Origin of the sequence: Bradyrhizobium tropiciagri (assembly GCF_018130505.1) — a bacterium.
Taxonomy (GTDB): domain Bacteria; phylum Pseudomonadota; class Alphaproteobacteria; order Rhizobiales; family Xanthobacteraceae; genus Bradyrhizobium; species Bradyrhizobium tropiciagri_B.
Map to the genome: position 1 here is coordinate 194,716 of NZ_JAFCKH010000011.1, position 25,119 is coordinate 219,834.

The 25,119-nt window shown below is 66.4% G+C and carries 25 protein-coding genes; 8 read left to right on the forward strand and 17 right to left on the reverse strand.

Going from position 1 to position 25,119, the window contains the following annotated elements; genetic code table 11:
- Positions 1 to 35 precede the first annotated feature (35 nt).
- Positions 36 to 1,445 carry an aldehyde dehydrogenase family protein gene (locus JQ633_RS26945; protein WP_211988127.1) on the forward strand — a complete coding sequence of 470 codons (1,410 nt, stop codon included), beginning with the start codon at positions 36 to 38 and terminating at the stop codon, positions 1,443 to 1,445.
- A gap of 71 nt (positions 1,446 to 1,516) precedes the next feature.
- A complete protein-coding gene (locus tag JQ633_RS26950; RefSeq protein WP_211988128.1) occupies positions 1,517 to 2,077 on the forward strand; it encodes a DUF2478 domain-containing protein in 561 nt (186 codons plus the stop codon).
- Positions 2,078 to 2,175: 98 nt separating this feature from the next.
- Here JQ633_RS26950 and JQ633_RS26955 read toward each other — a convergent pair whose 3' ends face one another.
- From JQ633_RS26955 to JQ633_RS26990, 8 genes are all read right to left on the reverse strand, one after another.
- A complete protein-coding gene (locus JQ633_RS26955; RefSeq protein WP_211988239.1) occupies positions 2,176 to 2,382 on the reverse strand; it encodes a hypothetical protein in 207 nt (68 codons plus the stop codon).
- A gap of 173 nt (positions 2,383 to 2,555) precedes the next feature.
- On the reverse strand, positions 2,556 to 3,548 hold the full coding sequence (locus tag JQ633_RS26960; RefSeq protein ID WP_211988129.1) for a hypothetical protein: 993 nt from the start codon (positions 3,546 to 3,548) through the stop codon (positions 2,556 to 2,558).
- Positions 3,545 to 4,666, reverse strand: a complete 1,122-nt coding sequence (locus JQ633_RS26965) for a GNAT family N-acetyltransferase (RefSeq protein ID WP_211988130.1) — start codon at positions 4,664 to 4,666, stop codon at positions 3,545 to 3,547. The genes JQ633_RS26960 and JQ633_RS26965 overlap by 4 nt, the downstream gene beginning before the upstream one ends.
- Positions 4,663 to 5,862: a hypothetical protein gene (locus JQ633_RS26970; protein WP_211988131.1), complete on the reverse strand. Its 1,200-nt coding sequence runs from the start codon at positions 5,860 to 5,862 to the stop codon at positions 4,663 to 4,665. Before JQ633_RS26970 ends, JQ633_RS26965 begins: the two co-directional genes overlap by 4 nt.
- Positions 5,859 to 6,734 carry a HesA/MoeB/ThiF family protein gene (locus tag JQ633_RS26975; RefSeq protein ID WP_211988132.1) on the reverse strand — a complete coding sequence of 292 codons (876 nt, stop codon included), beginning with the start codon at positions 6,732 to 6,734 and terminating at the stop codon, positions 5,859 to 5,861. The genes JQ633_RS26970 and JQ633_RS26975 overlap by 4 nt, the downstream gene beginning before the upstream one ends.
- Positions 6,731 to 7,786 carry a hypothetical protein gene (locus JQ633_RS26980; protein ID WP_249159669.1) on the reverse strand — a complete coding sequence of 352 codons (1,056 nt, stop codon included), beginning with the start codon at positions 7,784 to 7,786 and terminating at the stop codon, positions 6,731 to 6,733. The genes JQ633_RS26975 and JQ633_RS26980 overlap by 4 nt, the downstream gene beginning before the upstream one ends.
- 364 nt (positions 7,787 to 8,150) lie before the next feature.
- The gene (locus tag JQ633_RS26985) at positions 8,151 to 8,426 is read right to left on the reverse strand and encodes a YiaA/YiaB family inner membrane protein (RefSeq protein ID WP_211988133.1); all 276 of its coding nucleotides are present in this window, start codon (positions 8,424 to 8,426) and stop codon (positions 8,151 to 8,153) included.
- A 59-nt stretch (positions 8,427 to 8,485) separates the two neighbouring features.
- Complete coding sequence (locus JQ633_RS26990; protein ID WP_211988134.1) at positions 8,486 to 9,181, reverse strand: PspA/IM30 family protein; 696 nt, start codon at positions 9,179 to 9,181, stop codon at positions 8,486 to 8,488.
- Positions 9,182 to 9,293: 112 nt separating this feature from the next.
- On the opposite strand from JQ633_RS26990, the gene JQ633_RS26995 reads away from it, so the two are divergent.
- Positions 9,294 to 9,902, forward strand: a complete 609-nt coding sequence (locus JQ633_RS26995; RefSeq protein WP_211988135.1) for a TetR/AcrR family transcriptional regulator — start codon at positions 9,294 to 9,296, stop codon at positions 9,900 to 9,902.
- Positions 9,903 to 9,918: 16 nt separating this feature from the next.
- Here JQ633_RS26995 and JQ633_RS27000 read toward each other — a convergent pair whose 3' ends face one another.
- The 3 genes from JQ633_RS27000 to JQ633_RS27010 all read right to left on the reverse strand — a co-directional run bounded on the left by JQ633_RS27000 (position 9,919) and on the right by JQ633_RS27010 (position 14,472).
- Complete coding sequence (locus JQ633_RS27000; protein WP_211988136.1) at positions 9,919 to 10,290, reverse strand: cupin domain-containing protein; 372 nt, start codon at positions 10,288 to 10,290, stop codon at positions 9,919 to 9,921.
- A 147-nt stretch (positions 10,291 to 10,437) separates the two neighbouring features.
- Positions 10,438 to 11,433 carry an alpha/beta hydrolase gene (locus JQ633_RS27005; protein WP_249159670.1) on the reverse strand — a complete coding sequence of 332 codons (996 nt, stop codon included), beginning with the start codon at positions 11,431 to 11,433 and terminating at the stop codon, positions 10,438 to 10,440.
- 144 nt (positions 11,434 to 11,577) lie between these two features.
- Entirely contained in the window at positions 11,578 to 14,472 is a 2,895-nt protein-coding gene (locus JQ633_RS27010) for an ATP-binding protein (protein ID WP_349631618.1), read from the reverse strand.
- Positions 14,473 to 14,624: 152 nt separating this feature from the next.
- Here JQ633_RS27010 and JQ633_RS27015 point away from each other — a divergent pair, with 152 nt between their 5' ends.
- Positions 14,625 to 14,948 (forward strand): hypothetical protein, encoded by a 324-nt coding sequence (locus JQ633_RS27015; RefSeq protein ID WP_249159671.1) that lies wholly within the window; start codon positions 14,625 to 14,627, stop codon positions 14,946 to 14,948.
- 96 nt (positions 14,949 to 15,044) lie between these two features.
- Here the strand turns inward: JQ633_RS27015 and JQ633_RS27020 are convergent, their stop codons facing one another.
- Together JQ633_RS27020 and JQ633_RS27025 are read right to left on the reverse strand one after the other, a co-directional pair.
- Positions 15,045 to 15,869 (reverse strand): molybdenum storage protein subunit alpha, encoded by an 825-nt coding sequence (locus tag JQ633_RS27020; RefSeq protein ID WP_211988138.1) that lies wholly within the window; start codon positions 15,867 to 15,869, stop codon positions 15,045 to 15,047.
- Between the two features lie 13 nt (positions 15,870 to 15,882).
- Entirely contained in the window at positions 15,883 to 16,695 is an 813-nt protein-coding gene (locus JQ633_RS27025; protein WP_211988139.1) for a uridine kinase, read from the reverse strand.
- A gap of 326 nt (positions 16,696 to 17,021) precedes the next feature.
- Between JQ633_RS27025 and JQ633_RS35255 the strand changes: the two genes are divergently transcribed.
- A complete protein-coding gene (locus JQ633_RS35255) occupies positions 17,022 to 18,221 on the forward strand; it encodes a D-alanyl-D-alanine carboxypeptidase family protein (protein WP_249159672.1) in 1,200 nt (399 codons plus the stop codon).
- Between the two features lie 12 nt (positions 18,222 to 18,233).
- On the opposite strand, the gene JQ633_RS27035 is transcribed toward JQ633_RS35255, so the two are convergent.
- On the reverse strand, positions 18,234 to 19,211 hold the full coding sequence (locus JQ633_RS27035; protein WP_211988140.1) for a zinc-dependent alcohol dehydrogenase family protein: 978 nt from the start codon (positions 19,209 to 19,211) through the stop codon (positions 18,234 to 18,236).
- A 123-nt stretch (positions 19,212 to 19,334) separates the two neighbouring features.
- Here JQ633_RS27035 and JQ633_RS27040 point away from each other — a divergent pair, with 123 nt between their 5' ends.
- Both JQ633_RS27040 and JQ633_RS27045 read left to right on the forward strand, forming a co-directional pair.
- Entirely contained in the window at positions 19,335 to 19,910 is a 576-nt protein-coding gene (locus JQ633_RS27040) for a TetR/AcrR family transcriptional regulator (protein ID WP_211988141.1), read from the forward strand.
- 146 nt (positions 19,911 to 20,056) lie between these two features.
- On the forward strand, positions 20,057 to 20,416 hold the full coding sequence (locus tag JQ633_RS27045) for a hypothetical protein (protein WP_211988142.1): 360 nt from the start codon (positions 20,057 to 20,059) through the stop codon (positions 20,414 to 20,416).
- 182 nt (positions 20,417 to 20,598) lie between these two features.
- Here the strand turns inward: JQ633_RS27045 and JQ633_RS27050 are convergent, their stop codons facing one another.
- Both JQ633_RS27050 and JQ633_RS27055 read right to left on the reverse strand, forming a co-directional pair.
- Entirely contained in the window at positions 20,599 to 22,674 is a 2,076-nt protein-coding gene (locus JQ633_RS27050) for a pyridoxamine 5'-phosphate oxidase family protein (RefSeq protein WP_211988143.1), read from the reverse strand.
- Between the two features lie 61 nt (positions 22,675 to 22,735).
- Positions 22,736 to 23,350: a glutathione S-transferase family protein gene (locus JQ633_RS27055; protein ID WP_211988144.1), complete on the reverse strand. Its 615-nt coding sequence runs from the start codon at positions 23,348 to 23,350 to the stop codon at positions 22,736 to 22,738.
- Positions 23,351 to 23,566: 216 nt separating this feature from the next.
- Here JQ633_RS27055 and JQ633_RS27060 point away from each other — a divergent pair, with 216 nt between their 5' ends.
- Positions 23,567 to 24,637, forward strand: coding sequence for an ornithine cyclodeaminase (locus JQ633_RS27060; RefSeq protein WP_211988145.1), 1,071 nt, complete (start codon positions 23,567 to 23,569; stop codon positions 24,635 to 24,637).
- Positions 24,638 to 24,649: 12 nt separating this feature from the next.
- Here JQ633_RS27060 and JQ633_RS27065 read toward each other — a convergent pair whose 3' ends face one another.
- On the reverse strand, positions 24,650 to 25,063 hold the full coding sequence (locus JQ633_RS27065) for a Rieske (2Fe-2S) protein (protein WP_211988146.1): 414 nt from the start codon (positions 25,061 to 25,063) through the stop codon (positions 24,650 to 24,652).
- Between the last annotated feature and the right edge of the window lie 56 nt (positions 25,064 to 25,119).

Below are 25,119 nucleotides of genomic sequence, written 5' to 3' on the forward strand. Positions count from 1 at the left end.
CGAACGGCCCGTTTGACCCAGGGAGAGGCAAGCCAATGAGTGATTACAGTCTTCTCATCGACGGCAAGATGGTACCCGGCGACATGACGATGCCGGTGCTCAATCCGGCGACCGAAGAGGTGCTGGCGCAGTGTCCGCGCGCCTCCAAGGAACAGCTCGACAAGGCGGTTGCAGCGGCGAAGGCCGCCTATCCGGCCTGGGCCGCCACGCCGATGGAAGAGCGCCGCAAGCTCATCATCAAGATGGCCGAGGCGATCGAAGCCAATACCAGCGAGCTCGCCCACATCCTGACCAGCGAGCAGGGCAAGCCGCTCGCGGATGCCACCGGCGAAGTGATGGGCATGGCCGGCTTGTTCCGCTATCTCGGCTCGCTCGACCTGCCGATGCGCGTGATCGAAAATTCCGGCGACCGCAAGGTCGAGGCCTATCGCCGCCCGCTCGGGGTGGTCGGCGCGATCATCCCCTGGAACTATCCGCTGCTGATCCTGGCGTTCAAGCTGCCGTCGGCGCTGCTCGCCGGCAACACGCTGGTGGTGAAGCCCGCCCCGACCACACCGCTGGCCTCGTTGCGCTTTGCCGAGCTGGTGAAGGACATCCTGCCGAAGGGCGTGCTGAACTTCATCGCCGACGCCAACGATCTCGGCGATCACATGACCAAGCATCCGGACATCCGGAAGATCTCCTTCACCGGCTCCTCGGCGACCGGCCAGAAGGTGATGGCGAGCGCTTCGCAGACCCTGAAGCGGATCACGCTGGAGCTCGGCGGCAACGATGCCGGCATCGTGCTCGACGACGTCGATCCGAAGAAGGTCGCACCGGGCATCTTCGAAGGCGCGTTCCAGAACTCCGGCCAGGTCTGCCTCGCCATCAAGCGGCTCTATGTGCACGAGTCCGTCTATGACGAGGTCTGCAACGAGCTGGTCGCGATCGCCAAGAACACCGTGGTCGACGACGGCTCCAAGCAGGGCACCAAGCTCGGGCCGCTGCAGAACAAGATGCAGTACGAGAAGGTGAAGGCGTTCCTCGACGACGCCCGCAAGAACGGCAACGTGATCGCCGGCGGCGCCGCGATGGATCGGCCCGGCTATTTCATCGAGCCGACCATCGTACGCGACATCCAGGAAGGCTCGAAGCTGGTCGACGAGGAGCAGTTCGGTCCGGTGCTCCCGGTGATCAAATACTCCGACAAGGACGACGTGATCCGCCGCGCCAACGCGACCAATTACGGCCTCGGCGCCTCGGTCTGGTCGTCCGACGTCAACCGCGCCCATGAGATCGCGACAAGGATCGAGGCCGGCACGGTGTGGATCAACAAGCACCTCGACATGGCGCCCAACATTCCGTTCGGCGGCGCCAAGCAGTCGGGCATCGGCACCGAATTCGCCGAGGAGGGCCTCGCCGAATTCACCCAGCTGCAGATCATCAACGGCCCGCCGGCCGCCTGATCCTTCGAACATGCGACCGCGACGTGAGAGCGCCGCGGTCGCTTTCGTCCATCACGAAACGGAGGCGCACCGTGTTCGATGCCCAATGCGACCTTGCCGCGCTGGTCTATGATAGCAATGACGATCCCGACGCGGTGCTGCGCGACTTCGCCGCCGATCTGCAGGCGCGCGGAACGCGTGTCGTCGGCATGGTGCAGACGGGTCAATGCGCCGACTCCAGCCTTTCCGCCGTCATGGTCCATAGCGGCGAGACGCTGCTGCTGGCGCAGCCACCCAGCCCGGGTGCCACCGGCTGCAAGCTCGATCTGTCGCGGCTGCAGGCCGCCGGTGCCCGCGTCGCCGACGCGCTCGCGGCCGGCGCCGATCTCGTGATCATCAACCGCTTCGGCAAGCGGGAGCGCAACGGCAAGGGCCTCGGCTTCCTGATCGAGCGCGCGCTCGATGCCGACATCCCCGTCGTGATCGCGGTGTCGCGCCAGAGCTTCGAGGACTGGATCCATTTCGCCGACGGCATGAGCGTCAAGCTCGCCTGCGACCGCCACGCGCTGGAGGCCTGGTGGCGCAACGTCTCGCTGCGGACAGCGGCGCCGATCGCGCCGGATCACACCACGGTGTGCGAGGTGTTCAAGTAGACGCTTCGTAGGATGGGTGGAGCGCAGCGATACCCATCACCTCGCCACGCCGATGCAGATGATGGGTATCGCTTCGCTCCACCCATCCTACGCGAGCGTCACAGCGTCTCCTGCTTGTGGCCGCACTGCTTGCAGGCGAACTTGACGCGGGACTGGCCCTTTTCAGCCTGCACCCGGTTGGGCGCGCCGCACTTGCCGCACACCGCCTCGATCCGGGTGGTGCCCTGCTTGATGACGAGGTTCCGCTTTTCCATGGTTTCGCGGATCAGGCGCTCGGCCTCCTCGCGCTGCGATTGCTTCGACATCATCCCCACCGTCTCTTGGCATGATCCGGAAAAGTGTGCAGCGGTTTTCCGAACAGATCATGCCCAAACAAAAGAGTCCAACGCGCGATGCCCTCATCGCGCTTTGGGCCAGCGGCCGGGCTCATAGCACGGGCGCGTGACTCTTTGACAGAGGGAAATGGGCCGGCCCGTAATCAGACGATCAGCCGCTCGACCGGCAGCCGAAAATGCCGCGGTTTCGGCATCTTTGCCGGGCGGCCGACGCGGAACACGTTGACCAGGCGCACATCCGCGTCGATTTTGCCGAGCCGGCGCAGCCGCTCGTTGAAATCGGGATGATCGGCCAGCGCCGAGATCGGACAGGCCGCAAGGCCGGCCTGATCGATCTGGAGCCAGGCGCGATAGAAATGCCGGCCCGTCGTGAGCGGGTCCTCACCGATCGGACGGCTGAACAGGACGACGGCTGCGGCCGACGCGGTCTTGGCGCCGTCGGCGAGCAGCGAGGACGCAAGGCCGAGCCGATCCAGCGGCTTGAACAGGCCGCCGAGCACGAAGCGGGCGGCGGTGGCCTCGACCGCATTCATCGCGAGCGCGTCGCGGTTGAGGCCGTCCTGCAGATAGCGCGGATGGCTCGGCGACAGCCGCATCCAGTCCAGCAGCTCATGCCGGTAATCGTCGCCGCGAACAAAGGAGAACTCGGCCTGGTCGGCCCAGCCGGCAATCTCCGCGATCGCCTCGCGGTCGCTGAGGCAGGTGACATTGTCGCACGCGGCAAGCTGCGCCAGCGCGGCCGCATCATCCGGCGAACCCGCGAACTTGCCGCGCCAGGACATGCGCCGCGCCACATGGTCGGCCAACGGATCACGCGCGACCCCTTCCCGGACCGCGAAGCTGCACAGCGCGGCAAATCGCGGCGACAGCGGCTGCTCGATCGTGGTCATGGCGGTGATCGCGAGGCCACGGCGGTTGAGCGCAAGGCTCATGCCCTCCAGCGCCGCGCCGTGTGAGACCAGCACGTCATGGCCGGCGGGATCGGCGACCGGCGCGCGCACGGCGGTGTCGTCGACCAGTGCCAGCCGGCCGTCGCCGACCAGGCGCCAGCGCGTCGGCTGGATGTTGTGCACGCTCGGCGCCAGCCGCGCTTCGGCGACCAGCTCGCGCAGCAGATCCGGCGTCAGAATGCTCATGCGCCGGCCAGCCGCTTGCTGAACAGATGCAGCCGGTGCAGCGGCCTGGCGCCGACCTTCTCGGCCTGGCGCAGCGACGGGCCGTTGATATCTGCGATCCAGGTGCCGCCGAGAGTGCGGTAGCCGGCCTCCTGCAACGCCAGCGCGGTGCGATAGAGCATCGCGCCGTTGAGACCGCGATTGTGCAGTTCGCGGCACACCGACTGATAGATCAGGACGGCGCGGGTGTTCATCATGCGGTGCTGCACGAATTTGAACGGCGCTGATAGCCCGACCCGACCGCCGATCGCCTTCACCAGCGGATTGAGGTCGGGGATCGCGATGATCGCACCCGCGGGCCGGCCGCGGTAATACACGACGGTCGAGATCCGCTTGTCGATGATCCACATCATGTCACCGGCCTGGAACAGATATTCGGCCGCGGTCGGCGGCACGAACATCGGGTTGTCGGCAAAGCCGTCGTTGAGGATCAGGCGGGCATCCTCCAGCCGCGCCTTGAAGGCCGAGCGCTTGATCGGCTGCCAGACGAAATCCGGATCCTTCAAGACCGCGCGCTGCTTGTCGCCGAGCAGCTGCTCCGGCTTGCCGCCGTCGAGCGCGATCTCGAACGTCGTCATCGGAAAGGTCGCGACATAACCGGCGCGTTCGAGATGCGCGGCGATATGCGGCGGCGACCACATCATGTCGGTGAACGGCGCATTGTCGAAGCCGTCGGTCATCACGCCGATCTGCTGCATCGCCGTCAGATTGAAATTGCCGGTGATGCGGCTCATGCCGCGCGCGGCGAGCCATTGTTCGGCGGCGCGCAGCAGCGCATCGGCAACTTCTGCATCGTCGATGCAGTCGAAGAAGCCGAAGGCGCCGTGGCGGGTGCCGTGCTTGTGGTTGGAAGCGTCGTGGATCGAGGCGGCGATGCGGCCGACCGGCTTGCCGTCGCGATGCGCTGACAACAGCACGTAGCGGCCATGGCCTTCGGTGACGAAGGGGTTCTTCTTCGGATCGAACATCCGGTCGAAATCGCTCCACAGCGGCGGCACGTAGAGGCTGTCCGGGCCGTAGGCATTGAGGGCGGCGTCGAATGCCGCCTTGCGGTCGCCCTCTCGGATCTCCAGCGTCATTTGGCCTCCGGGGTCAGCGCGAGCAGTCTGCGCACCAGCGCCAGTGCGGTTTCGGTGGCGGGATCGGCCGCGGTGACGGGCACGGCGAGCACGATCAAATCGAGCGGATCATGCGCCAGCACGATGACATGGGTGGCGCTATTGGCGGTCATCAGCGAGACCATGCGCTCGGCCGCGGGCTCGACCGGCGACAGGCCCCACGGCGCGTCGGGCCGGCGCAGCACGCGCCGGTCGGACAGGAAGTCGCGCAGCAGCGGCGGATCGTAGAGCGCGAGCTCGCTCTCGCGGAATCGCCGTGCGCTCTCGAAGATCGGGTGCCGCGCCAGCTCGGCGATCAACTGGTCGCGGGTCTGTGCGGGCGACGCCGCGACCGAATTGAGCACGCCGGGCTCCTGCGATTCGAACAGCGCGCGCAGCGCGTCCGTCATCAGGCCGATGGTCAGCACGCCAGCGATCGCGACTGACACGAAACGGACGATCTGCGCGCCGTCGACATCGGCGGCCATGAAGGCGGCGGCGAGGCCGAGCAGGCCGGAAGAGATCAGCCGCAGCGCCATCATCGCAAGGCCATGGCGGCGGGTCTCGGCGCCGCCGCCGGCAATCAGCATCACGGTGACGGTGAGCAGCGCGCCCAGCGCGCCGAGCCGCACCGGGATGTCCGGAAACAGCGTGCGGAAGTCGGTGAGGATAAAGGGGATCACGACCAGCGCGCCGACCGCCATGCGGCCGATGCTGCGGTTCTCCGAGGCCATCAGCCCCGTGCGGTCACGCGTCGCCAGCAGGAACGCGCAGGTCGCAAAGCCGAGCAGTTGGAACAGCGCCAGCGCGATCGCGTAAGGCAGCGCAAAGCGCTGCAGCCCGAAGGTGCCACCGAGGCCGAGCAGGATGCCGCCGCCGAGCGCTGCGATCTTCACCGCGCGCGGCGCGTGCCGCCGCAGGATGCCTTCGGTGACGATCAGGGCGCCGAGCGGAATCAGGGAGGCCGGGATCACCGAAAGGCGATCGAGCAGCACGCTGCCGCTCCACCAGGCGAGGCCACGGTCGAGGAACAGGATCGCGATCACGCCGAGCGCCAGCAGCAGGCGGCGGGTCAGCGGGCTCCTGGGGTCGCGCCGGTAGAACGTCGCCATCGCCACCGCGAGCCCGATCGCGCCGCAGAGATTGACGATGGAATCGGCGATCACCCCCGAGGTCATTTGGCGCTCGTCAGGTCGTCGATGGCGCGGCGGACCAGCGGGCGCAGCAGCGTGGCCACCAGCGCATTGCGCGGCCGCTCGATCGCGGGACGGTGCGGATTGAGGAACCAGCCGCGGCAATCGGTGCCGGAGCGGCGCCCGAGGATCAGCGCGATCGCCTCATAGGCCATCAGCATGCCGGTCGAGATCACCATCGGCGCAAACGACATCCGGCTGCGGCGGCCGGCGGCGACCTCGCCGGCGATGGCAAGGTCGACATAGTTGCGCGAGGACGAATGCAGCATCACGTGCTCGATCTCGGCGCGCATTGCGGCGCGGCGGTCGTCCTCGGTGATTTCAGTCCAGTTCTTGCCGATGGTCGGGAAGCCGAGCCGCTGCTCGGGCCGCGGATCGCTTGGGCGCACCACGATCACCGACGGCAACGGCGACATGTAGGCGTCGATCACCGTCGCCTCGGCGCGCTTGGCGGTCCGGTACAGATGCACGCCGGCGGCGATGTCGTCCATGCCGTTGACGATGACCGGGCAGCGCTGCGCGATGCCGGGCAGTTCGTCGGTCCAGTTCTCGCCGAGCACGTCGACCTCGATGGTCGGATTGATGCGCTTGGCGGCCTCGGCGGCGACCTCGGCCTTTTCGCGGCCGACCTCGTCGGCGAAGGCGAACACCTGGCGGTTGAGGTTGGAGACCTCGAAGCGGTCGATGTCGGCGATCACGAATTTGCCGACGCCGGCGCGCGCCAGCGCCATGAAGGCTGCGCCGCCCATGCCTCCGACGCCGCAGACGAACACCCGCGCCTGCCGCAGCAATTGCTGCTCGCGCTCGTCGATGAAGCCGATATTGCGGCCGGTGAAGGAGTAATAGTCGAAACTCATCGGATGGCCTCGGAATCCTGTTTGCGCGGCCGCAGCGTGCCGAAGGCGCGGCTGTCGTCGAGCCAGTACACCACCGGCAGCACCAGCCGTTGCAGCGCCAGCATCGCGGACGCCGCGAGCAGCGCCGGCAGCGAGCCGCCCGGCACCTCGCTCATGATGTAACGACGCGCGCCGGCCAGATCGATGCGGCCGAGCTGCAGCACGTCGTCGCCGCGCGCATAGTCCAGCTCGCGCTCGCAGAATTCGTTGTAGATCGCGTTACGATGCTTCGGCGCGATGTCGAACGTCTTCTTCAGCGCGTCGGAGCCGCCGGTATAGGCGTTGGTGATGACCGAACGCGCCTCGTCGAAGCCGGCCTCCTCGCCGACGCCGAACACCGCGCGGTGTTTGGCCATGATGCCGCGGGCGAGTTGCAGATGCGCAAAACTCTGCCGCGCGCCCGGCAGCGGCGATGGGTAGACGTCGGAGAAGGTGTCGCTGACCATGCCAACCACGGCCGGCACCTGCGTCACGTTCGATATCCATTTCGGCCGCAGCCCGTCGCGGGCGAACAGCACCAGCGCGGTCAAGCCGTACAGCACCCAGGACAGCCCCTGCCCGCGCACGTCGGGATCGACCATCACGAGGCCGAGATGGGTGACCGCGGCCGGCTCGCCGTCAAGCGGCACGGCCATCACCGACAGCGCGTTGAAGGCGATCGGCCGGCCGCTTTCCTCGTCGGAGATCAGGGTGACGACGGCGCGCGACAGCCGTTCGGGTTCGCCGGAGAAGATGCCGTAGGTCAGGCTCTCCTCGGGCAGCGTCTTCGCCGCCACGATGCGCAGTTGCTCGACCAGCGCGTCGAGCTCGGCCTTCGGCAGCGAGACGCCCGGCGATTCGATGATGCGGGTGCGCTGGCCGGCCTGGGTGCGCAGGGTGAGATCGATGTTCGGCTGCGACAGCGCCTTCAACCAGAAGCCGGCATGGCTGCGCAGCGCGTCAAGCGCCGCGCGCGCCTTCGCGAGGCCCCCGCTGCTGCGCGGGTCCGGTCTGCCGTTGTCCGTGGACGCCATTTCTTAAGTCCCTCGGGCACGATCTCTGCACCTGCCCTGTTAAGGAGCGATGAGCGCAACCCTGCGCGGTTTGCCGCAGGGTAAACAAGCCGTTCAGGAAGCCGCGCGAGTTTGGCTGTGAGGGTTTGAGCGACCCCTCTCCCCACGTCGTCCCGGCGAAGGCCGGGACCCATAACCACGGAAGCTGGTTGTTTCGCAATGCCGGGGCCACAGCTTGCTTCAACAACACGACCCTGTGGTTATGGGTCCCGGCCTGCGCCGGGACGACACCGAGTATGCGGCACCGTCCAAGCCGTCATTGCATCTCACCCTTCACGGCGAAAGCGGCGGGTGACGCACACCCGCCGCTTCTCGTCTTCCCGGCTTACGCCGCCTTGGACACTTCCATCAGCAGGCGCTCGGCCTTGGCGTCCTCGATGCGGTTCACGAACTTGCTGCTCTCGTGGTTGTCGCGGACGGTCTTGGTGAGGGTGACGCAGGTCTGCACCAGCATCACGATGCCCATCGTGAGGTAGCCCTTCATCCAGAGATCGATCGGCAGGAAGAACACGCCGATGCCGACGAGGAAGGCGGAGGCTGCGAACGACGCGTAGGTGAAGGTGACCCAGGAGCCGCTGTGGGGTTGGATGGTCTGGTTCATGGTACTCTCCTTGATGATACGAGATTTGATGACAATGGTTCGGTTTGAGGCTTGAAGGTTCAGGCAGCGGGCGGGCGCTTGGCTTTCAGCCGCGCCAGCACGTCGTCGGCGGTGGATTTCATGCGCGGGCCAAAACCCTGCTCGGCAAGCTTCTCGGCGGTGGCGAGCGGACCCGACGCGGCGTCGATCTCGATCAGCGCCTCGTCGGCGGCCTGGGCTTCCATCTGCCGGTCGCGCAGCCGCTTCAGCGTGGCTTCCGCTTCCGGCAGCGTCGACTCGTACGGCCGCGCCGCTTCGATGCCGCTCTTGCGCAGCGAGCGCACCGCTTCCGACGCGCGGGCCAGCCGGCGGCCGCGATCGAGCTCGGCAATCCGTGCCTCGGCACTCGCGACATGGCGCTTCAGCCGCGTGATCTCCGAAGCGAACAGGGTGCGCGCGGTCATCGCGGCATCGCGTTCGGCTTCGAGATTGGCGATCGCTTGGGCTGCTTCGCGGGCGAGGTCTTCGCGGCCGCCCTCGATCGCCGCGGTGGCGCGGATCTCGAGATCGGCGATCCGGGCACAGGTGGTCTCGAGCCGGCGGCCCTCCTGCTGGTCGCTGGCGATCGCGAGCGCCAAGGTCCGCTTCGAACGGTCGACGGCCGCGGCCGCATCGCGCATCTGCTGGTCGAGGATGACCAGCGCGGTGCGGTCTTCCAGTTCCTCCCCCGCCGCAGCCACGCTGCCTCGGAAAAGCGTCAAAACAGTTTTGAACATTTGGTCTCTCCCTGCTATGAGCATCGCTCATGAATCCTTTGTACCAGATTATGAGCGATGCTCAAGTATTATTTGAGCAACGCTCACGATGATGGTTAACGGCAGGTAAAAGATGTCCAAAGCATTGGAAAGACGTGCAAAACTGCGGGAAGCGCTGATCGAGGCGGCGGAACGCGCGATTGCGACAAAAGGTCTTGGCGGCCTGAAAACGCGTGAATTGGCCCAGGAAATCGGCGTTGCCAATGGCGGCGTCTACAATCTGGTCGAGGATGTCGACGAGCTGATCCTGCGGGTCGGCTCACGCACGCTGGCACGGCTCGACGCCTCGCTGTCGCTGGCCGAGATCGGCGGCGCGGCCGCGCCGCGCGAGATGCTGGTGCGGATCGCGGTCGCATATTGCGACTTCGCCGCCGACAATCTCGAACTGTGGCGCGCGCTGTTCGAGCATCGCATGCAGCCGGGCAAGCCGGTGCCGGACTGGGCCATCACCGAGCAGATGGAATTGTTCCGCCACATCTACAAGCCGCTCGCCGCGCTGTTCCCGCAGCGCTCGCCGACACAGCTCGGCGTCACAGCGCGCAGCCTGTTCTCGGCGGTGCACGGCATGGTCGCGCTCGGGCTGGAGCAGAAGCTGATCGCAGTGCCGATCGGCGCGCTGCGCAACGAGATCGCGACCCTGACGCGCGCGATGATCGACGGGCTTACGGCAAAGAAGGAGTAGGCGCCGGCACCGCGCCTCACGACTCCATCGTGTAGGACCGCCCGGGCTCGAGCGCGTAGATCGTCAGAAAGCGCAGCGGCCGGTCCGGATCGCAATTGCGGAACAGCGTGTGCGGAAGATCGGCGCGGTCCTGCAAGGTCTCGCCTGCCCGATACCGGCGCGGCGCCTCGCTGCCATAGGCGGACTCGGCCGTGCCTTCGACGATGTAGATGATCCCGCCGACCGGATGCCGGTGCAGCGGTGCGACGCCGCCGGGCGGATACGTCACTTCGGCTACGACAAGCTCCCGATCATCGCCCGGCAATGCAAGACGCTCGAGGGTCCTGCGCATGACACCCGCGAAGCCGGTCTGTTGCGCGTGTGCGTGATCGCCGTTGCTCTCAGTCATTGGAACCTCTTCCTTGCCACGCGAGTCCGATCGCGGTGGCGTCACTATGGTGAGGTCTCATTCAAGCAACAAGGTGGCCGGGCCTCGGGTGGATATCGTGCAACATTTCGAAGAGGGGCGCGCTTGCGCCCGCCCCTCTTCGCATTGCTAGTGCGTTGCCGGCTCGAGATGTTGCCGCAGGCCGTCGTTGATCTGGCCGATGGCGGCCTCGGTCGAGGGGACGTTGCGGATCGCGTTCAGCAGCACGAAGTCATGGATCGTGCCGTTATAGCGGACCGCGGCGACCGTCACGCCGGCAGCCTTCAGTTTTCGCGCATAGGCCTCGCCCTCGTCGCGCAGCGGATCGTTCTCTGCGGTGATGACGAGCGCCGGCGGCAGGCCCTTGAGCTGCTCCGTCGTGGCACGCAGCGGCGACACATAGGGATTGTCCCGGGTCTTGGCGTCGGGCGCGTAGAGATCCCAGCCATATTTCATGAAGGCCCGCGCCAGGAAACGGCCGGTCCCGTAGTCGCGATAGGAAGCGGTATCGACGCTGGCGTCGGTCGCCGGAATCAGCAGCACCTGGTAGCTGATCTTGGGTCCACCCCTGTCCTTGCTCATCAAGGCGAGCGCGGCCGCCATGTTGCCGCCGACCGAATTGCCGGCAATGGCGATCCGGTTGCCGTCGGCGCCGAATTCCTGGGCATGCTGAGCGACCCATTGCAGCGTCGCGTAGCATTGCTCGAGCTGGGTGGGAAATTTCGCCTCGGGCAGCGACGTGTATTCGACGAAGACGCCGATCTGCCCCGAGCCGACGACGAGATCGCGCAGCAGCCGCTGGTGGTTCTCGAAATTGCCGACGATCCAGACGCCGCCGTGGATGAACAGCAAGACGCCCGGCGTGCCGCTGATCCGGGTCGGCTTCATGATGTACAGCTTCACCGACCGGCCATCCTGATTGATGGTCTGCTCGGTCGTCGTGACGCCGGACATGTCGACCTCCGTCTGGCGCTGCAGCTCGGTGAGGATCTGCTGCGGCTTGGGCTGGGGCAGCTCCCAGAACGGACTGGAGTCCTTGTTGATCCTGGCCAGGAACGAGCGGACCTGCGGATCGATCCGAGGATCGCTGGCGGCGTCCGGGGCCGCATGGACGGATTGGGTCATCAGGATCGCTCCGAGGCTGAGAGTGGCGAGTGAGCAGACGCGTTTCATTGGTTGATCTCTGCGGGTGTGTTGCACGCATCGACGCAGTAGCCGCCGGCGAGGAGCGGCGTCATCTGTCAAATGACCAGTCGATGACAGATCCGGTCAGCCCTGCGATGGGGCCGCGCCGGCAACGATCGGCCGCAATCCGGACCGAGACGTGATGCCCAATTTCGAGAACACCCGGTGCAGATGGTAGCCGACGGTTCTGTGGGACAGATACAGCCGGGCGCCGATCTCCTTGTTCGACAAGCCCTCGGTGGCAAGCTGGGCGACCTGGAGCTCCTGCGGCGTCAGCGTCTCCCAGGCGCGCTCCGTGCGCCGGCGGCTGACTTCACCCGACGCGCGCAACTCCTCGCGCGCGCGATCGCCCCACGGCGCGGCGCCGAGCGCATCGAAAGCATCGCGGGCCTCACGCAATGGAGTTCTGGAATCGGCAGGCCTGCGCTGCCGGCGCAGCCAGCCGCCATAGGCAAGCAGAATACGCGCGCGCAGGAACGGCCACTTCTCCGCCGCAGGTCCAAGGCCCTGCAGGAAGAACCGCTCGGCAGCATCGGGCGCCGCCAGCAGGGCCTTGCCATAGTGCAGCATCGTCTCGACCCACGGCACCGGCGTCGGAGCCGCGACGCGCTCGACCTCTTCGATCACGCTGTGTGCCGCCGCAGCGTTGCCGGAAAAAACCGCGGCCTCGATGAAATCAGCCAGCCCGAAGAACTCGATGCCGGAGTCGAAGGCGGGATCGGTTGGAGCGAACAGACGCCGCAGATATCCATAGGCCTGCTCATAGCGGCCTGCGCCGATCGCGGTCGTCCCTCGTGCGATCTGCAAATAGACGCGCAGGAAACCGGCGCCGATCGACAGCAGCAGTCGCTCGGCCTGAGCCGAGCACGCTTCGGATTGCTCCAGATCGCCTTGCAACCCCGCCAGCCGGGCTTTCAGGATCGTCGCACCGGCGATCCACAGGGTCGCTTTGGTCTCTTCGCCGAAACGGATGGCCTCCTCGGCCTCGCGCATTGCGCCGGTCCAGTCGCCGATTTCCATTTCAGCCCAGCCTTGGGTGAAGAGCCCACGCGGCAAGTCGCCGAGCCGCCCTTGCGCACGCAGCGCGGCATTCGACTCGGCAAGAAAGCCTACGCTGAGGTCGAACGCCCCGATGCAATTGGCGGTGGTTCCAAGGATTCGGGCAACGGCAGGATCGGTGACGCCGGCTTCAAAAAGCTCCCGGAGCTTGCTGCGCACATCGTGCCCGCGCCGCAATGGCTCGACATAGGCGTGGATTGCGAACAGGCGCGGGTCCGTCGCTGCCATTTCCAGATGGTTGGCGGCAACCAGGACCCTGCCGCGGAGCTCGTTGCTTGCATTGGTCCACCAGCAGCGCTGCGCGGCGCGCCAAAGGAAGTTGCCCGCCAGATCCTTGTCGCCCGCCGCACGAGCCTGCGCGGCAAAGCCAAGCAGCGCGGGGACTCGTGCGGGATCATCGATCGTCGGCGGCTGGCTGATCTCGCGACACCAGCCGATGCGCATCGGGACGAGGGCATCCAATTCGTCGATGTCGACCTGGCGCAGCAGATGCTCGAGCAAATCCGGCTGGCCCAGATCGGCGGCAAGTTCGGCGGCCCACAACAGCCGATCCCGCCTCGCCATGGCCGTGCCGCTCAGCCGCGCGGCGTTTTCGATGACCTCGATCGCCATGGCGACCGCGCCACGTCGCAGCGCGCGCATCGCCATGCGGTCGTATTCGCTAGCGAGGTCTTCATCCGGTCCGATGGTCGCCGCGGCCCGGTGCCAGAGTTGGCGGTCGAGCTGATCGGTGATGATGGCTGCGAGCGCCGCGTGAATCCGCTGGCGCATCGCGAGGTCGGCGGCCTGATGCATTGCGGATCGGACCAGCGGATGCCGAAACCGTACTTCGGTGCCGTCAATCTCGATCAGCTTCACGGCGATCGCCGGCGTCAGGTCATCGAGGCCGACCTGCTCACCAAGCACCGCTTCGCCTGCATGCAGGATTTCATGGAGCGATGTTCCGTCGTCTTCCGCGGCCACGAACAGCAGGGTGCGGGTCTTGTCGGGAAGATCGGGCAAGCGATTGGAGAAGGCGCGCTCCAGGCGCTCGGTCAGAGGAAGCCACGGCGTATCGCGCGCGTCCGCCGCCCGCTCGCCGCGCGGCAGCTCGACAAGCGCGAGCGGATTGCCGGTGGCCTCCTTGATGAAGCGGCTCCGCACATCCGCCGGAAGCTCCGGTGCATGGACGTCCAGCAGGCGTTCGGCGTTGCTGTCGTCGAGCCCTGAAAGCCGGTGCCGCAGGATGGACGCATCGTCGACGAAACGATCGAAGCCGTCGCGCATCGCCACCAGGAGAATGATCGGGTCGGAACCCAGCCTGCGCGAGACGAAGGCAAGCACCTCGTAAGTCGCCTGGTCCAGCCACTGGGCATCGTCGGCAACCAGAAGGATCGGCTTGCGCATCGCGCTCTCGGCCAGGAGATTGAGCATCGCGAGCGCCACCAGGTAGATGTCGGGCGCACCGGTGTCGTCGTGCATGCCGAAAGCCGCCAGCAACGCGGATCGCTGCCTGGGAGCGAGGCCCGCCGCCTGCTTCATCAGCGGGCGCAGCGCCTGCTCGAGGGCGGCGTAAGGCAGATGCACTTCAGCGAGTACGCCGGTCATGCTCAGCACCAGGAAGCCGCGCTCGATGGCATGGTGCCGTGCCACGTCCAGCAACGCGGATTTACCGATCCCCGGTTCGCCCGAGATCACGAGGGTCGATCCGCCCCGATCGATCCGTTCGATCAATCCATCGATCAGGGCGATGTCCTGCTCGCGGCCCTGCAAGCCGTCGAGGGCCGATCCGGCGGCACCCGTGCGCCGCTTTCGCGGTCGCGAGTCGGCTTTGTTCCCCCGCCTGGCCATCCGATAACCGTTGAAAATGCTGATCTGACTTTGGCTGAACTGCAATTCACTGATGATACCACGCGCCGCGGGTCGGAGAATGGCCGGCACATTGGCCGAAATCCTTGCCTGCCATGCGCCGGCGTTGCAGGATTCCGGCGCGGAGTAACCTTTGAAGTGGGCCTTGCATGAGAACGAATATCGGGACGACGCGACTATTCATGTCTATCGCTTTGGCACTTTCCGCTACGGCTTTTGGCGTCATGCCGGCGTCTGCGGCGCCGGCCGCGCCGCAATGCTCGATGTCGGTGACGCTGGCGGATTGGGGCGAGAACTCGAGCGGCGATATCGACATCGCGTCAGGCGAAAGCTGCCAGATCCCGATCCAGATCCGCGGCACGGTGACGACCTCGGCGATCGCGCAAAAGCCGGCCTATGGCAAGCTGAAGAAGATCGACGCCTCGACCTACGAGTACAGGGCAAAGGCCAAGTACAAGGGAAGCGATAGCTTTGCCATCAAGGCAACCGGCCAAGGACCGAAGGCGTCCGGCACCTCGGTCATCACGGTACGCGCGACGATCAAGTAGAGGCTTCGCCGAAGCTTCGCTTCGGCGTTCTTGAAAACGGCCGCCAAAGGGGCCTGTGCCTCTCCCCGCACGCGAGGAGAGGTGTAGCGGAATAGGCTAGGCCGCGCGGGCGCCGGTGTGAATGATCGAGCCGACATGCTCGCCGCGCAGCGCCGCGGTGAGGCGGCCGGGCACCAGCCCGTTCACGACCTGCACGCGCGCGAGATGCCGCGCGTTCGCCATCACCTCGAGCAGCGTCGGATCGAACGGCAGCGTGCCCTTCTGCTTGGCGAGCTCGGCGGCGCTGGTCTCGCGCAAGAGCTGCGCCTGCTTGCCGTCGGGACCGTTCGGATCGGCGGTGAACACGCCGTCGACGTCCTCGACGATCGTGAGGCCGGCCGCGCCGAGGGCATCAGCCAGCAGGAACGCGCCGGTGTCGGCACGGTGCAGCGGGATGCGCGAGCCCGGGAACTCGTGATGGTGATAGGGCGGAAAGCCGCTGCCCACCACCGCGCGCGTGGCCTCGAGGTGGATGGCGAGCTGGCTCGCGATCGTCGGATGCTCGATATAGGAGACGCCGTCCGGCGCCAGCAGGCAGCCGAGGATGTGGCCGTTCTGGCCGGCTTCGCTGGCGGCGAGCGGCGCGAGCGAGCCGACCGGCAGGCCGAGGTCGAGCCCGACGCCGTAGAGGTGGCGGGCGCGGATGCCGGCGCCGGTCAGGATCAAGAGGCGATGCTCGGGCAACAGCGCGCGCAGCTCGTCGACGATCGGCAGGATCGCCTCATGACCGCGATCCATGATGGAGCGGCCGCCGATCTTCACCACCTGCAGCCAGGGCAGCAGACGGATCGGGAGCCCGCCGGCGACGGGACGGGTGAGATCGCTGTCGAGCAGGGTCTGGCGCGCGAGCGGCGAAGCGACGTGCTTGATGGTGTCAGCCATGGCGGTGTTCTCTTCAGCTCGCGGTGATGATGGTGCCGACATGCTCGCCCGCGAGCGCGCGGGTGAGGTTGCCGGGGACGAGGCCGTTGACGACCTGCACCTGGCGGACATGGCGCGCGGTGGCGAGCAGATCGAGCACCGGGAATTCCAGGATCGAATCCTGCAATCCCTTCGCCTTCATCTCGGCCACCGAGATCTTCGGGATGAAGGTGGCACTCTTCGAGGTCTTGGGATTGGCGGTGTAGAGGCCGTTCTCGTCCTTCACATAGATCATCGCCTTGCAGCCGAACTGCTCGGCGACCAGGAAACATCCGGCGTCGGTGCGGTAGGGCGGGATCATGCCCTCGGGTGCGGGCCGCATCCAGAGCCCGTAAGGCGGCATGCCGCCGAAGATGACGGCGTTGACCTCGGCGAGGAACAGCGGCACGGCCGACAGGCCGGCACTGCTGACCGCGGAGATGCCGTGCCGCGCCAGCAACTGCCCGAGCATCGCGGCGTTCTGGTCGGCGACCGAGGCGCCGAGCTGCGAGAGCACGCCGGCCGGCAGGCGAAGCCCGGCCGCGATCGAATAGAGGTGCCGGGCGCGGGTGCCCGCGCCGGTCCCGATCAACAGCTTGTGCGCCTTGCGGGCCGCGACGATCTCGTCGACCAGCGGATAGACGGCGGCGCGGCCGCGGTCGATGACGCTCTGGCCGCCGATCTTGATCACGGTGGCATCAGGCAGGATCCGGAAGTCCGCAGCCGCATCCGCCGCAGCCAGAAGCTGCGGATCGGTCAGCGACCGCTGCATCAGGAGCGCTTCGAGCTCCGCCGTCGTGTTTGCCATGAGAAACGTCCTTCTCCCGTTTGGCACATCGCCGGGCCAGCCCGCGAAGCCGACCCGGTCTCCACCGCGGTCGTGCGGGGGCCCGCATTTCAAACGCACTGGTAGCGATAGACTGGTCCGTCCTCAAGATGCAACGACGAGGATGCCCCGCCGGCGAGAACGGCCTCGGCAGAGGGCCCGTGCAAATGCCCGCCCTTGCCGGCGCCTGTGCGGATCGGCCTTGCGGCCGCCCGTTGCATCAAGGCAACATGTTGGGGAAACATGGGAAGATCCGCATTTTCCGCCCTTGTCCGTCCACATCGTGAACCGACAATCGGCGGTGTCGCATGCTTGGCTGTGCAGTCGGGCTCCGGGGGGAGCCCTTGGAGGCTGGGATGATGAATGCGCGGCAAAGGGGAGCGGCGGCGTTGTGCCGAACGATGGCTCTCCCGATTTGCATCGTGACGTTGCTCGCATCCGATTCGGTTGGCGGCGAGCTGGGTGGTCTGCCGGTTATCGACAACCCCGCGCCCGCTGTCGTCGCCGACACGGTGCCTGCACCACCAGCAACCCCGATCGACAGCGCCGTCACCATTCAGGCCGAACCGGCGGATGCGCCCGGCCCGGCGCCGGCGGCGACCACCGTCACGGCGACCGCGGAAAAGGCCGAAGCGATCGTCGAGGCCGCACTTGGTCCTGCCCTCGGCAAGCCGGCACAAATGCCGGTCGACCCGATGCCGGTCCAGGAGCCGGCGGCGAGCCCGCCGGATGCTGCGCCGCCGGGCGCCGCGTCGGCGCTGGAGTCCGTCGAGATTCTCGACGAGTGCTGGGTCGTGGACGCCTGTGTAGACCGTTATCTGTGGGCGCTCTATCAGCGCGCGCCCAAGGAGGACACCATCCGCGTGCCGGAACGGCGGCAGGTGACCATCAAGAAGAAGCGCAAGACCGTGACCGTGATGCGGACCTTCACCAAGCTCGTCGACGACGATTTCACGTGGAAGGACCCGAAGGCCGCCGCACGCGCCGGCATGTCGATGCCGGACTATGTGATCGGCGGCGTGGATCGCAGCTTCAAGCTGAAGCTGTTTCGCGCGCTTCTCGCGGCGGAGCGCGCCGGCCTGTCACCGGGCATCACCAGCGCGTTCCGCGATGACTACCGCCAGTCGATCGCAAGCGGCCTCGCGGCGGCGAGCAACCGGTCCTTCCATGGCGGTAGCCTGCGCGGCGGCTATCGGCATGGCCTCGCGGCCGACGTGGTGAGCGTCAGTGGCGCAACGCGCGACGCGCGATTTGCCGCCTCGTTGAAACTCTGGAAATGGCTCGATGCCCACGGCAAGGAGTTCGGAGTCGGACGCCCCTATCTCGGCAGGGATCCGGCGCATCTGGCTCCGATCGACGGCGGGGAATACATCTCTCGCCGCGGGACCGGGACCAGGACGTATGCGGGACTCGATGTGAAGAAGCGCGCTCACCACCACGGCGCCAAGCGCGCGGGAAGCGCCAAGCCATCGAAGGTGACGACGATCCGGTCCGCGCGCCGGACCTGATCGCGACGCGGCTCAATTCGGCGTGAAGATCACCTTGCCCTTGAATGCCGCGGCCTCGGCGATCGCGTCCGCGAAACCTTCTAGGCCGTAGCTCGCCACGACCGGCGCGCTGATCGCGCCCGATGCGACCATCGGGACCAGATGGTCGTACATGGCGGCCATCGCCGCGTCGCTCGCGGTCTTGTACCAATGGCCGAGCCAGAAACCGCGCACCGAGACCTCGTTGAAGATCACGCTCAGCGGTGAACCGGCGAACGGCTGTCCGCTCATGCCGCTGTAGATGACGACGACACCGTTCGGCGCAAGGCAATTCATCAGGTTCAGCGTCGACGTACCGCCGACGACGTCGAGCGCGAGGCGGATCGGCGCCTTGCCGGTTTCGCTGGCGACGCGCTTGGCGAGATCAGGCCCGTCGACCAGCACGATGTCGGCGCCCAGCGCCCTGACCTCCGCCACGACCTCCTCGCGCCTGACGACATTGACCGTCTTGATGCCGAGCGATTTGGCGATCGCGATCACCGCGCGCGCCGTTGCCGAATTGGCGCCGTTCTGGATCACCCAGCCGTCGCGCGGGATTTTCACGAAATCGGTCAGCAGCAGATAGGCGGTCGCCGGATTGACACCCACCATCGACAGCTGCTGGACATCTGCATTGTCAGGCAGCGGTCGCTGCCAGGCCGACTTGAACCTGACGCGCTCGGTCCAGGTCGGAAGCATCAGCGGGATCAGCGTCCGGTCGCCTTCCTTCAGGTGCTTCACCTCCGCGCCTCGGGCGACGACACGCCCGACGCCCTCGATCCCGAGGGTGGCCGGCAGCGGCGGCAGATAGCCGTAGCGCCCGGCGATGATCATGAAATCCGAGTTGCTGATCGGCGCCGCCTCGACCGCGACGACGACTTCGTCGGGCCCGGGACTACCGACATCCGCCACCTCGTTCAGCTTGACGACCTCGGCAGCACGCCCGAACGCAACGACCTGAACCGCCTTCATGGCACGTCTCCCTCGCTTGTTCTGTACTCGTTAGTACCGAATTACAAGAGCGTCAACAGTCAGGACGGCTTTCACAGCAAGTTGAGGCTTCACATCCGACCCGGCAGTACATAAAAGGCTCGCATGGCACGGCCGCGTAGCTTCGATCCGGACGACGTGCTGGAAATCGCCCGCCGGATTTTCTGGCAGAAGGGTTTCCAGGCGACCTCGCTCGACGAGATCACGGCGGCGAGCGGCATCGCAAAGCCGAGCCTCTATGCCGCCTTCGGCGACAAGAACGCGCTATTTCTCAAGGTGCTGGACCGCTACCACGACGGCATCCTGGGCTGGGCCGAGCGCGTGCTGGCGCAGCCCGGATCGGCCCACGATGCCATCAGGCAGTGGCTCACGGGCTTCATCCCCTATTGCTCGGGCGAGAAGGGCAAGCAGGGCTGCCTGTCGATCAATTCGGCGACCGATGGCTCGCTCGATCAGGCTTTGGTGCGCAAGAGCATCGAACGCTACAACAAGCGGCTCGAGGAACTGCTGCGCGCGCGGCTGCGTGCCGATCGCGCCCAGTTCAGGAAGGGTTTCGACCCCGACATCACCGCGCACACCGTCATGGTGGTGCATGCCGGACTGATGGCGCTCGCGCACCAGACACCGGATGCGAAGCGGGTGAAGGCGGTGATCGACCAGGTGATGGATCTCGTGGCCTGATCGTCGACCGGCACGGACCTTGCTTTGAACAGGGTTCGACGATCTCCCGCGAACGTGATTATATGACGAATATCATTCAATTGAAACGCCGCGTTTCACGACCATCTGCCGACAGGATGGGCATTGCCGCCCGGAACGGATGCAAGATGAACAAGTATCGTTGGCGTGCGACCCTTGCAGTGTTGACCCTCGCGATTGCGTTGCCGACCGTCGTCGGTCCGGCGCGCGCGCATGATCATCAGCACCCGGAGCTGAACGCCTGGTATCAGAGCCTGCACAGCGGCAAGGGCCCCTGCTGCGACGGCAGCGATGCGAAACATCTCGATGATGCCGATTGGGACACCAAGGACGGACACTACCGCGTCCGCCTCGAGGGCGAATGGGTCGACGTCCCCGATGACGCCGTGGTGAGCGGTCCAAATCACGCCGGCCGCACCATGGTCTGGCCGTATTATCTCGACGGCCATCCGAAGCCGCGCTGCTTCATGCCGGGCAGCATGAGCTGAGCGGGACTAAGGCGGGGTGCGAGAACCACCACCGTCGTCGTCCCGGCGAAGGCCGGGACCCATAACCACAGGGTCGAGTTGTTGAAATGAGCTGCGGCCCCAGCGTAGCGCAACAATCACGTTCGGTGGTTATGGGTCCCGGCCTTCGCCGGGACGACGGGTGGAGAGACGGTGCCCTCCGGTCAGAGCGCGAGCTGGATCCGATTTTCGCCTTCGGTCTCCGGCTGTGCCGGCGCGGCGCAGCAGATCAGCACCTCGTCGTCGGCCACATCTGCGGTGGGCTCTTTCAGATAGGTGACATCGCCCGCCAGCAATTTTGTCCGGCAGGTTCCGCAGGTCCCTGCCCGACAAGAGAATTCGGGGCTGAGGCCGCGGGCCTCGGCCAGTTCGAGCAGCGTCCCGGACTCCGGTGTCCAGCGCGCCTTCGTCAGCGAATTGGTGAAGGCGACGGCAACCGCAGCGGTCGCGGCCGGCCGGCGCGGTGGCGCAGCCGTCGCAGCATCGCTCCTTCTCACCAGCGACGACGGACCGAACGCTTCCGCGTGAATCCTGTCGTCCGCGATATTGTAGCTGCGCAGCCCGTCGTAGAGCGATTGCGTGAACTGCGGCGGTCCACACAGATAGAAGTCGTAGTCGTTGAACGGCAGGACGCGCGACAGCAGCGCCATGTCGATCCGCCCCGCGGCGTCGTAGTCGACGCCTTCCGCGGCGCCATCGACATTGCCGAGCACGCGAATGATGCGCACCGCGCCACCGGAGGCGCCCGCAAGCTGCCGCAACTCATCGCCGAACGCGCGCTCCTGCGTCGAATGCGCGGCCTGAACCAGGATGGTCGGCCGGACGCCGCGGGTCCGCAGGCCCTCATAGACCACGTGCCGCAGCATCGCGAGCAGCGGCGTGATGCCGACGCCGCCGGCAAGCAGCACTGCGGGCCGCTTCTCCCGCGCATCGATCGTGAAAGCGCCATCAGGCGCGCGCGCTTCGATGACGTCGCCGACGCGCACCGCGTCATGGAGATGCCGCGACACCAGGCCGTCGCGCTTCACGCTGATGCGATACGCACCATCAGATGGCGCGACCGACAGCGTATAGGTGCGGATGACCCGTTTGTCGTTCGGCGGGATCGACAGGCGGATAGGCAGATGCTGGCCCGCGCGGTGCGGCAGTAATCCCGCTCCATCGGCCGGTTGCAGATGAAACGAGCGGATCGAGGCACTCTCATCGACGATCTGCGTGACCTTGAACGGACGCCACTGCGTCGCAAGCTCGGCGGCGAGGATGCGGTCGGCGGCCTGCGCCCAGTCGCCGGTCATCAGTGAATTCGGCGACCAGCCGTCGGCCCTGAACGCCCAGCGCAGCGGCAGCGCGCCGCGCCGCCGCACCACGCGGCGGGCACGAAAACTCCAGAGCCGCTCGGCGCCCTGAAACGCCGCGATCTCGGGCGAGTCCAGGATCACCTCGGCATCCCCCGTCATCTGCAGGATGTCGCCGGTTGCGAAATCGACGAACACGAGGCCAGCCTTGCCGTTGACGAGGATGTTGCCGAGCGTGGCGAAGAACAGATTGCCGGCGAAATCCGGGATCGTCAGCGTGCCGTCGTCGGCAAGGCGGACGAACCCCGCCTTGCCGCCGCGATGCGAGACGTCGACCTGGCGACGATCTTCGCGATCGGCATAGGAGGCGACGAAGAAGGTGTCGGCAGCCCTGATCATCTCGCGCGCGGCCTGATCGAGTGCGGCGCTCGCTTCGATCTCGCCGGCAAACGGCTCATCCGGCGCGCGCACGAAGCTGAAATCGCGCAGTTGGATGTATTGCGAACAATTGCCGAAGCTTTGATCGAGATCGAAGCCGAGTGCCTTGCCACTTGATGCACGCAGCCATCCGTTCGCGCGGTTGCGGCGGCGGGTGTGCAGCTCGATTCCGAGCAGCCCTATGGCGTCGCCGTCACGCATGCCCGCGCTGACGGGATCGCTCGGGTCGGGCCGCGCATCGATCTCAAGGCTGCGCGGCGTCGGCGAAGCGATGAAGCCGGGCCTGCCGGCCAGCAACGAGGCCCATGCATCGCCGTCGCGATCGACGCTGCCGACGATGATGAAGGGAATCTGGCCGTAGAAGTCGCGGTGCTGATCCGGCATGAAGTCGCGCACGACGCGCTGGCCGACGGTCTCCATGCGCTCGGCAACCCCGACCTTCTGCTGGATCGCCTTCTCCCCGGCATGCCAGGTCGCCAATCTATTCCTGCTTCGCCTGTCGCTCATCTCACGGCCCTCCCCTTCGGGGTTGGACGGGCGCACCCGAACGGCGCGCCCGGTCGGCAGATCATGCAGCCGCGAGACCCGCGGCAGTCTTCGCGAACGGCACGAAGCCGGGCAGCGCCTCGATCCGGCGCAGCAAGGCGTTGACGCGGGGATAGGCCGACAGATCGACATTGCCTTCGGGCGCGCTCGACAGATAGCTGTAGAGCGCGACGTCGGCGATCGTCGGCTGCGTGCCGACCAGCCAGTCGCGATCGGCCAGATGCGCTTCGAGCCGCTTCAGCAGCACATGCGCGCGGGCGATCACGTCGTCCGGATTGTGCTTCGCGCCGAACACCGTGACGAGCCGCGCCGCAGCGGGACCATAGGCAAGCTCTCCGGCCGCGACCGACAGCCAGCGCTGCACGGCAGCGGCGCCCTTGGCATCGGTCGGCAGCCAGTCGGTCCGGCCGAGCTTGGTGGCCAGATAGACCAGGATCGCATTGGAATCAGAAACGATGACGCCGTCATCGTCCAGCACCGGGACCTGGCCGAACGAATTGAGCGCGAGGAATTCCGGCGTCTTGTGCGCGCCCGACTTGAGATCGACGTCGACCAGTTCGTGCGGAATGCCCAGCAGCGAAATGAACAGGCGAGCCCGATGCGCGTGGCCCGAAAGCGGAAAGTGGTACAGCTTCATGATGCGGTTCCTGGTGTCGCGGATCGGGCCATTCCCGACCGCGCACTCAAAATGGCCCATTGCATCCAGCATTTGAATTATCGGCCCAAGCACTTCATTGTTGCAGATAATGCAACAAACAAAGTCAGGTGGACTTCTCGCGAACCCGCAACGCCTGGTCTGATTGGCGGCCGAATCTGGTCTACGCTGACACATCAGCTTCCCGCGGGAGGGTGAATGCCGCCGCCTGGTCCAGGTCCACTGAGCCTCGTGCCGTTCGTCAGCGTCGCCGACATGATGGCGCTCGTGAACGGCATCGGTGCGGAGCGCTTCCTGGTCGAGCTGGCGGCCTACATCGAGGCCGACTTCCGCCGCTGGCACATGTTCGAGAAGACGCCGCGGGTTGCCGCGCATTCGAAGGACGGCGTGATCGAGCTGATGCCGACCAATGACGGCGTTGAGTTCGGATTCAAGTTCGTCAACGGCCACCCGATGAACCGGCACGACGGCCGCCAGACCGTGACCGCCTTCGGCATGCTGGCGAATGTCCGCGACGGCTATCCGGTGCTGCTGTCGGAGATGACGATTCTGACCGCGCTGCGCACGGCGGCGACCTCGGCGCTGGCGGCAAAGCATCTCGCGCCGAAGGGCAGCCGGACGATGGCCGTGATCGGCAACGGCGCGCAGTGCGAATTCCAGGTGCTGGCGATCCGCGCGCTGTGCGGCATCGACACGGTCCGCCTCTACGACATCGACGCGCGCGCAACGCAGAAGGTCGTGCACAACCTCGCCGGCAGCGGGATTTCCATCGTCGCCTGCGCGTCCAGCCAGGAAGCCGTCGAGCACGCCGACATCATCACCACCTGTACCGCGGACAAGAAGAACGCCACCATCTTGACCGACAACATGATCGGCTCAGGTGTTCACATCAACGCCATCGGCGGTGACTGTCCCGGCAAGACGGAGCTGCATCGCGACATCCTGCTGCGGTCCGATATCTTCGTCGAATACGAGCCGCAGACGCGCATCGAAGGAGAGATCCAGCAACTCGACACGACGCACACCGTCACCGAACTTTGGGAGGTGCTGTCGGGTCAGGCCGTCGGCCGGCGCGATGCCGCGCAGATCACCATCTTCGACAGCGTGGGGTTTGCGATCGAGGATTTCTCCGCGTTGCGCTGCGTCCGCGATCAGCTCAACCGCATCGGGCAGCCGAGCAAGCTCGACCTGCTCGCCGATCCCGACGATCCGCGCGATCTCTACGGCATGCTGCGGCGCGCCGCTCCGTCTCCGGGCGCTGCGGACTAGATCGCTTCGCGGCTACATTTCGACGATGACGTAATCGTCCTCGACAAGCACCGGAAAGGTCTCGGCCACATACGGCCCTTTCTGCAACTCGGCGCCGCTTTCGACCGCGACCGGATAGGAGCGGATCCTGAACCGGTTGGGATCGAACCAGGACTGGCCGTTGCGCATGTCGAATTCCCAGCCGTGCCACGGACAGCGCAGCATCTCGCCGACCCGGTCGCGCTGGTAGATGCCCGGCTCCGGCGAGGTCAGCCGCGCGACGCAGGCCGCCTTCTCCAGCGGCGCCCCCTCATGCGGGCAGCGATTGAGCAGCGCGAAGAACTCGCCATTGACGTGGAACACGACGATGTCGCGGCCCTCGAGGCCGAACACCTTGTTGCCGCCGGCCGGGATGTCACTGGTGCGCGCGACGATGTGACGGGTCATTGCGATCCTAGAGCGTAGTGAAATCAGGTCGAACGGCGGCGGCGCTGCGCTCCCTC

Coding starts and splice junctions, on each gene's coding strand:
- JQ633_RS27045 (WP_211988142.1), top strand. CDS start 20,057: ATGAACAAGTATCGTTGGCGTGCGACCCTTGCAGTGTTGACCCTCGCG.
- JQ633_RS27050 (WP_211988143.1), bottom strand. CDS start 22,674: ATGAGCGACAGGCGAAGCAGGAATAGATTGGCGACCTGGCATGCCGGG.
- JQ633_RS26985 (WP_211988133.1), bottom strand. CDS start 8,426: ATGAACCAGACCATCCAACCCCACAGCGGCTCCTGGGTCACCTTCACC.
- JQ633_RS27005 (WP_249159670.1), bottom strand. CDS start 11,433: ATGACCCAATCCGTCCATGCGGCCCCGGACGCCGCCAGCGATCCTCGG.
- JQ633_RS35255 (WP_249159672.1), top strand. CDS start 17,022: ATGCTTGGCTGTGCAGTCGGGCTCCGGGGGGAGCCCTTGGAGGCTGGG.
- JQ633_RS27025 (WP_211988139.1), bottom strand. CDS start 16,695: ATGGCAAACACGACGGCGGAGCTCGAAGCGCTCCTGATGCAGCGGTCG.
- JQ633_RS27055 (WP_211988144.1), bottom strand. CDS start 23,350: ATGAAGCTGTACCACTTTCCGCTTTCGGGCCACGCGCATCGGGCTCGC.
- JQ633_RS27040 (WP_211988141.1), top strand. CDS start 19,335: ATGGCACGGCCGCGTAGCTTCGATCCGGACGACGTGCTGGAAATCGCC.
- JQ633_RS27060 (WP_211988145.1), top strand. CDS start 23,567: ATGCCGCCGCCTGGTCCAGGTCCACTGAGCCTCGTGCCGTTCGTCAGC.
- JQ633_RS26990 (WP_211988134.1), bottom strand. CDS start 9,181: ATGTTCAAAACTGTTTTGACGCTTTTCCGAGGCAGCGTGGCTGCGGCG.
- JQ633_RS26945 (WP_211988127.1), top strand. CDS start 36: ATGAGTGATTACAGTCTTCTCATCGACGGCAAGATGGTACCCGGCGAC.
- JQ633_RS26980 (WP_249159669.1), bottom strand. CDS start 7,786: ATGGCGTCCACGGACAACGGCAGACCGGACCCGCGCAGCAGCGGGGGC.
- JQ633_RS27015 (WP_249159671.1), top strand. CDS start 14,625: ATGCCGGCGTCTGCGGCGCCGGCCGCGCCGCAATGCTCGATGTCGGTG.
- JQ633_RS26975 (WP_211988132.1), bottom strand. CDS start 6,734: ATGAGTTTCGACTATTACTCCTTCACCGGCCGCAATATCGGCTTCATC.
- JQ633_RS26955 (WP_211988239.1), bottom strand. CDS start 2,382: ATGTCGAAGCAATCGCAGCGCGAGGAGGCCGAGCGCCTGATCCGCGAA.
- JQ633_RS26960 (WP_211988129.1), bottom strand. CDS start 3,548: ATGAGCATTCTGACGCCGGATCTGCTGCGCGAGCTGGTCGCCGAAGCG.
- JQ633_RS26995 (WP_211988135.1), top strand. CDS start 9,294: ATGTCCAAAGCATTGGAAAGACGTGCAAAACTGCGGGAAGCGCTGATC.
- JQ633_RS27020 (WP_211988138.1), bottom strand. CDS start 15,869: ATGGCTGACACCATCAAGCACGTCGCTTCGCCGCTCGCGCGCCAGACC.
- JQ633_RS27000 (WP_211988136.1), bottom strand. CDS start 10,290: ATGACTGAGAGCAACGGCGATCACGCACACGCGCAACAGACCGGCTTC.
- JQ633_RS26965 (WP_211988130.1), bottom strand. CDS start 4,666: ATGACGCTGGAGATCCGAGAGGGCGACCGCAAGGCGGCATTCGACGCC.
- JQ633_RS27035 (WP_211988140.1), bottom strand. CDS start 19,211: ATGAAGGCGGTTCAGGTCGTTGCGTTCGGGCGTGCTGCCGAGGTCGTC.
- JQ633_RS26970 (WP_211988131.1), bottom strand. CDS start 5,862: ATGACCTCGGGGGTGATCGCCGATTCCATCGTCAATCTCTGCGGCGCG.
- JQ633_RS27065 (WP_211988146.1), bottom strand. CDS start 25,063: ATGACCCGTCACATCGTCGCGCGCACCAGTGACATCCCGGCCGGCGGC.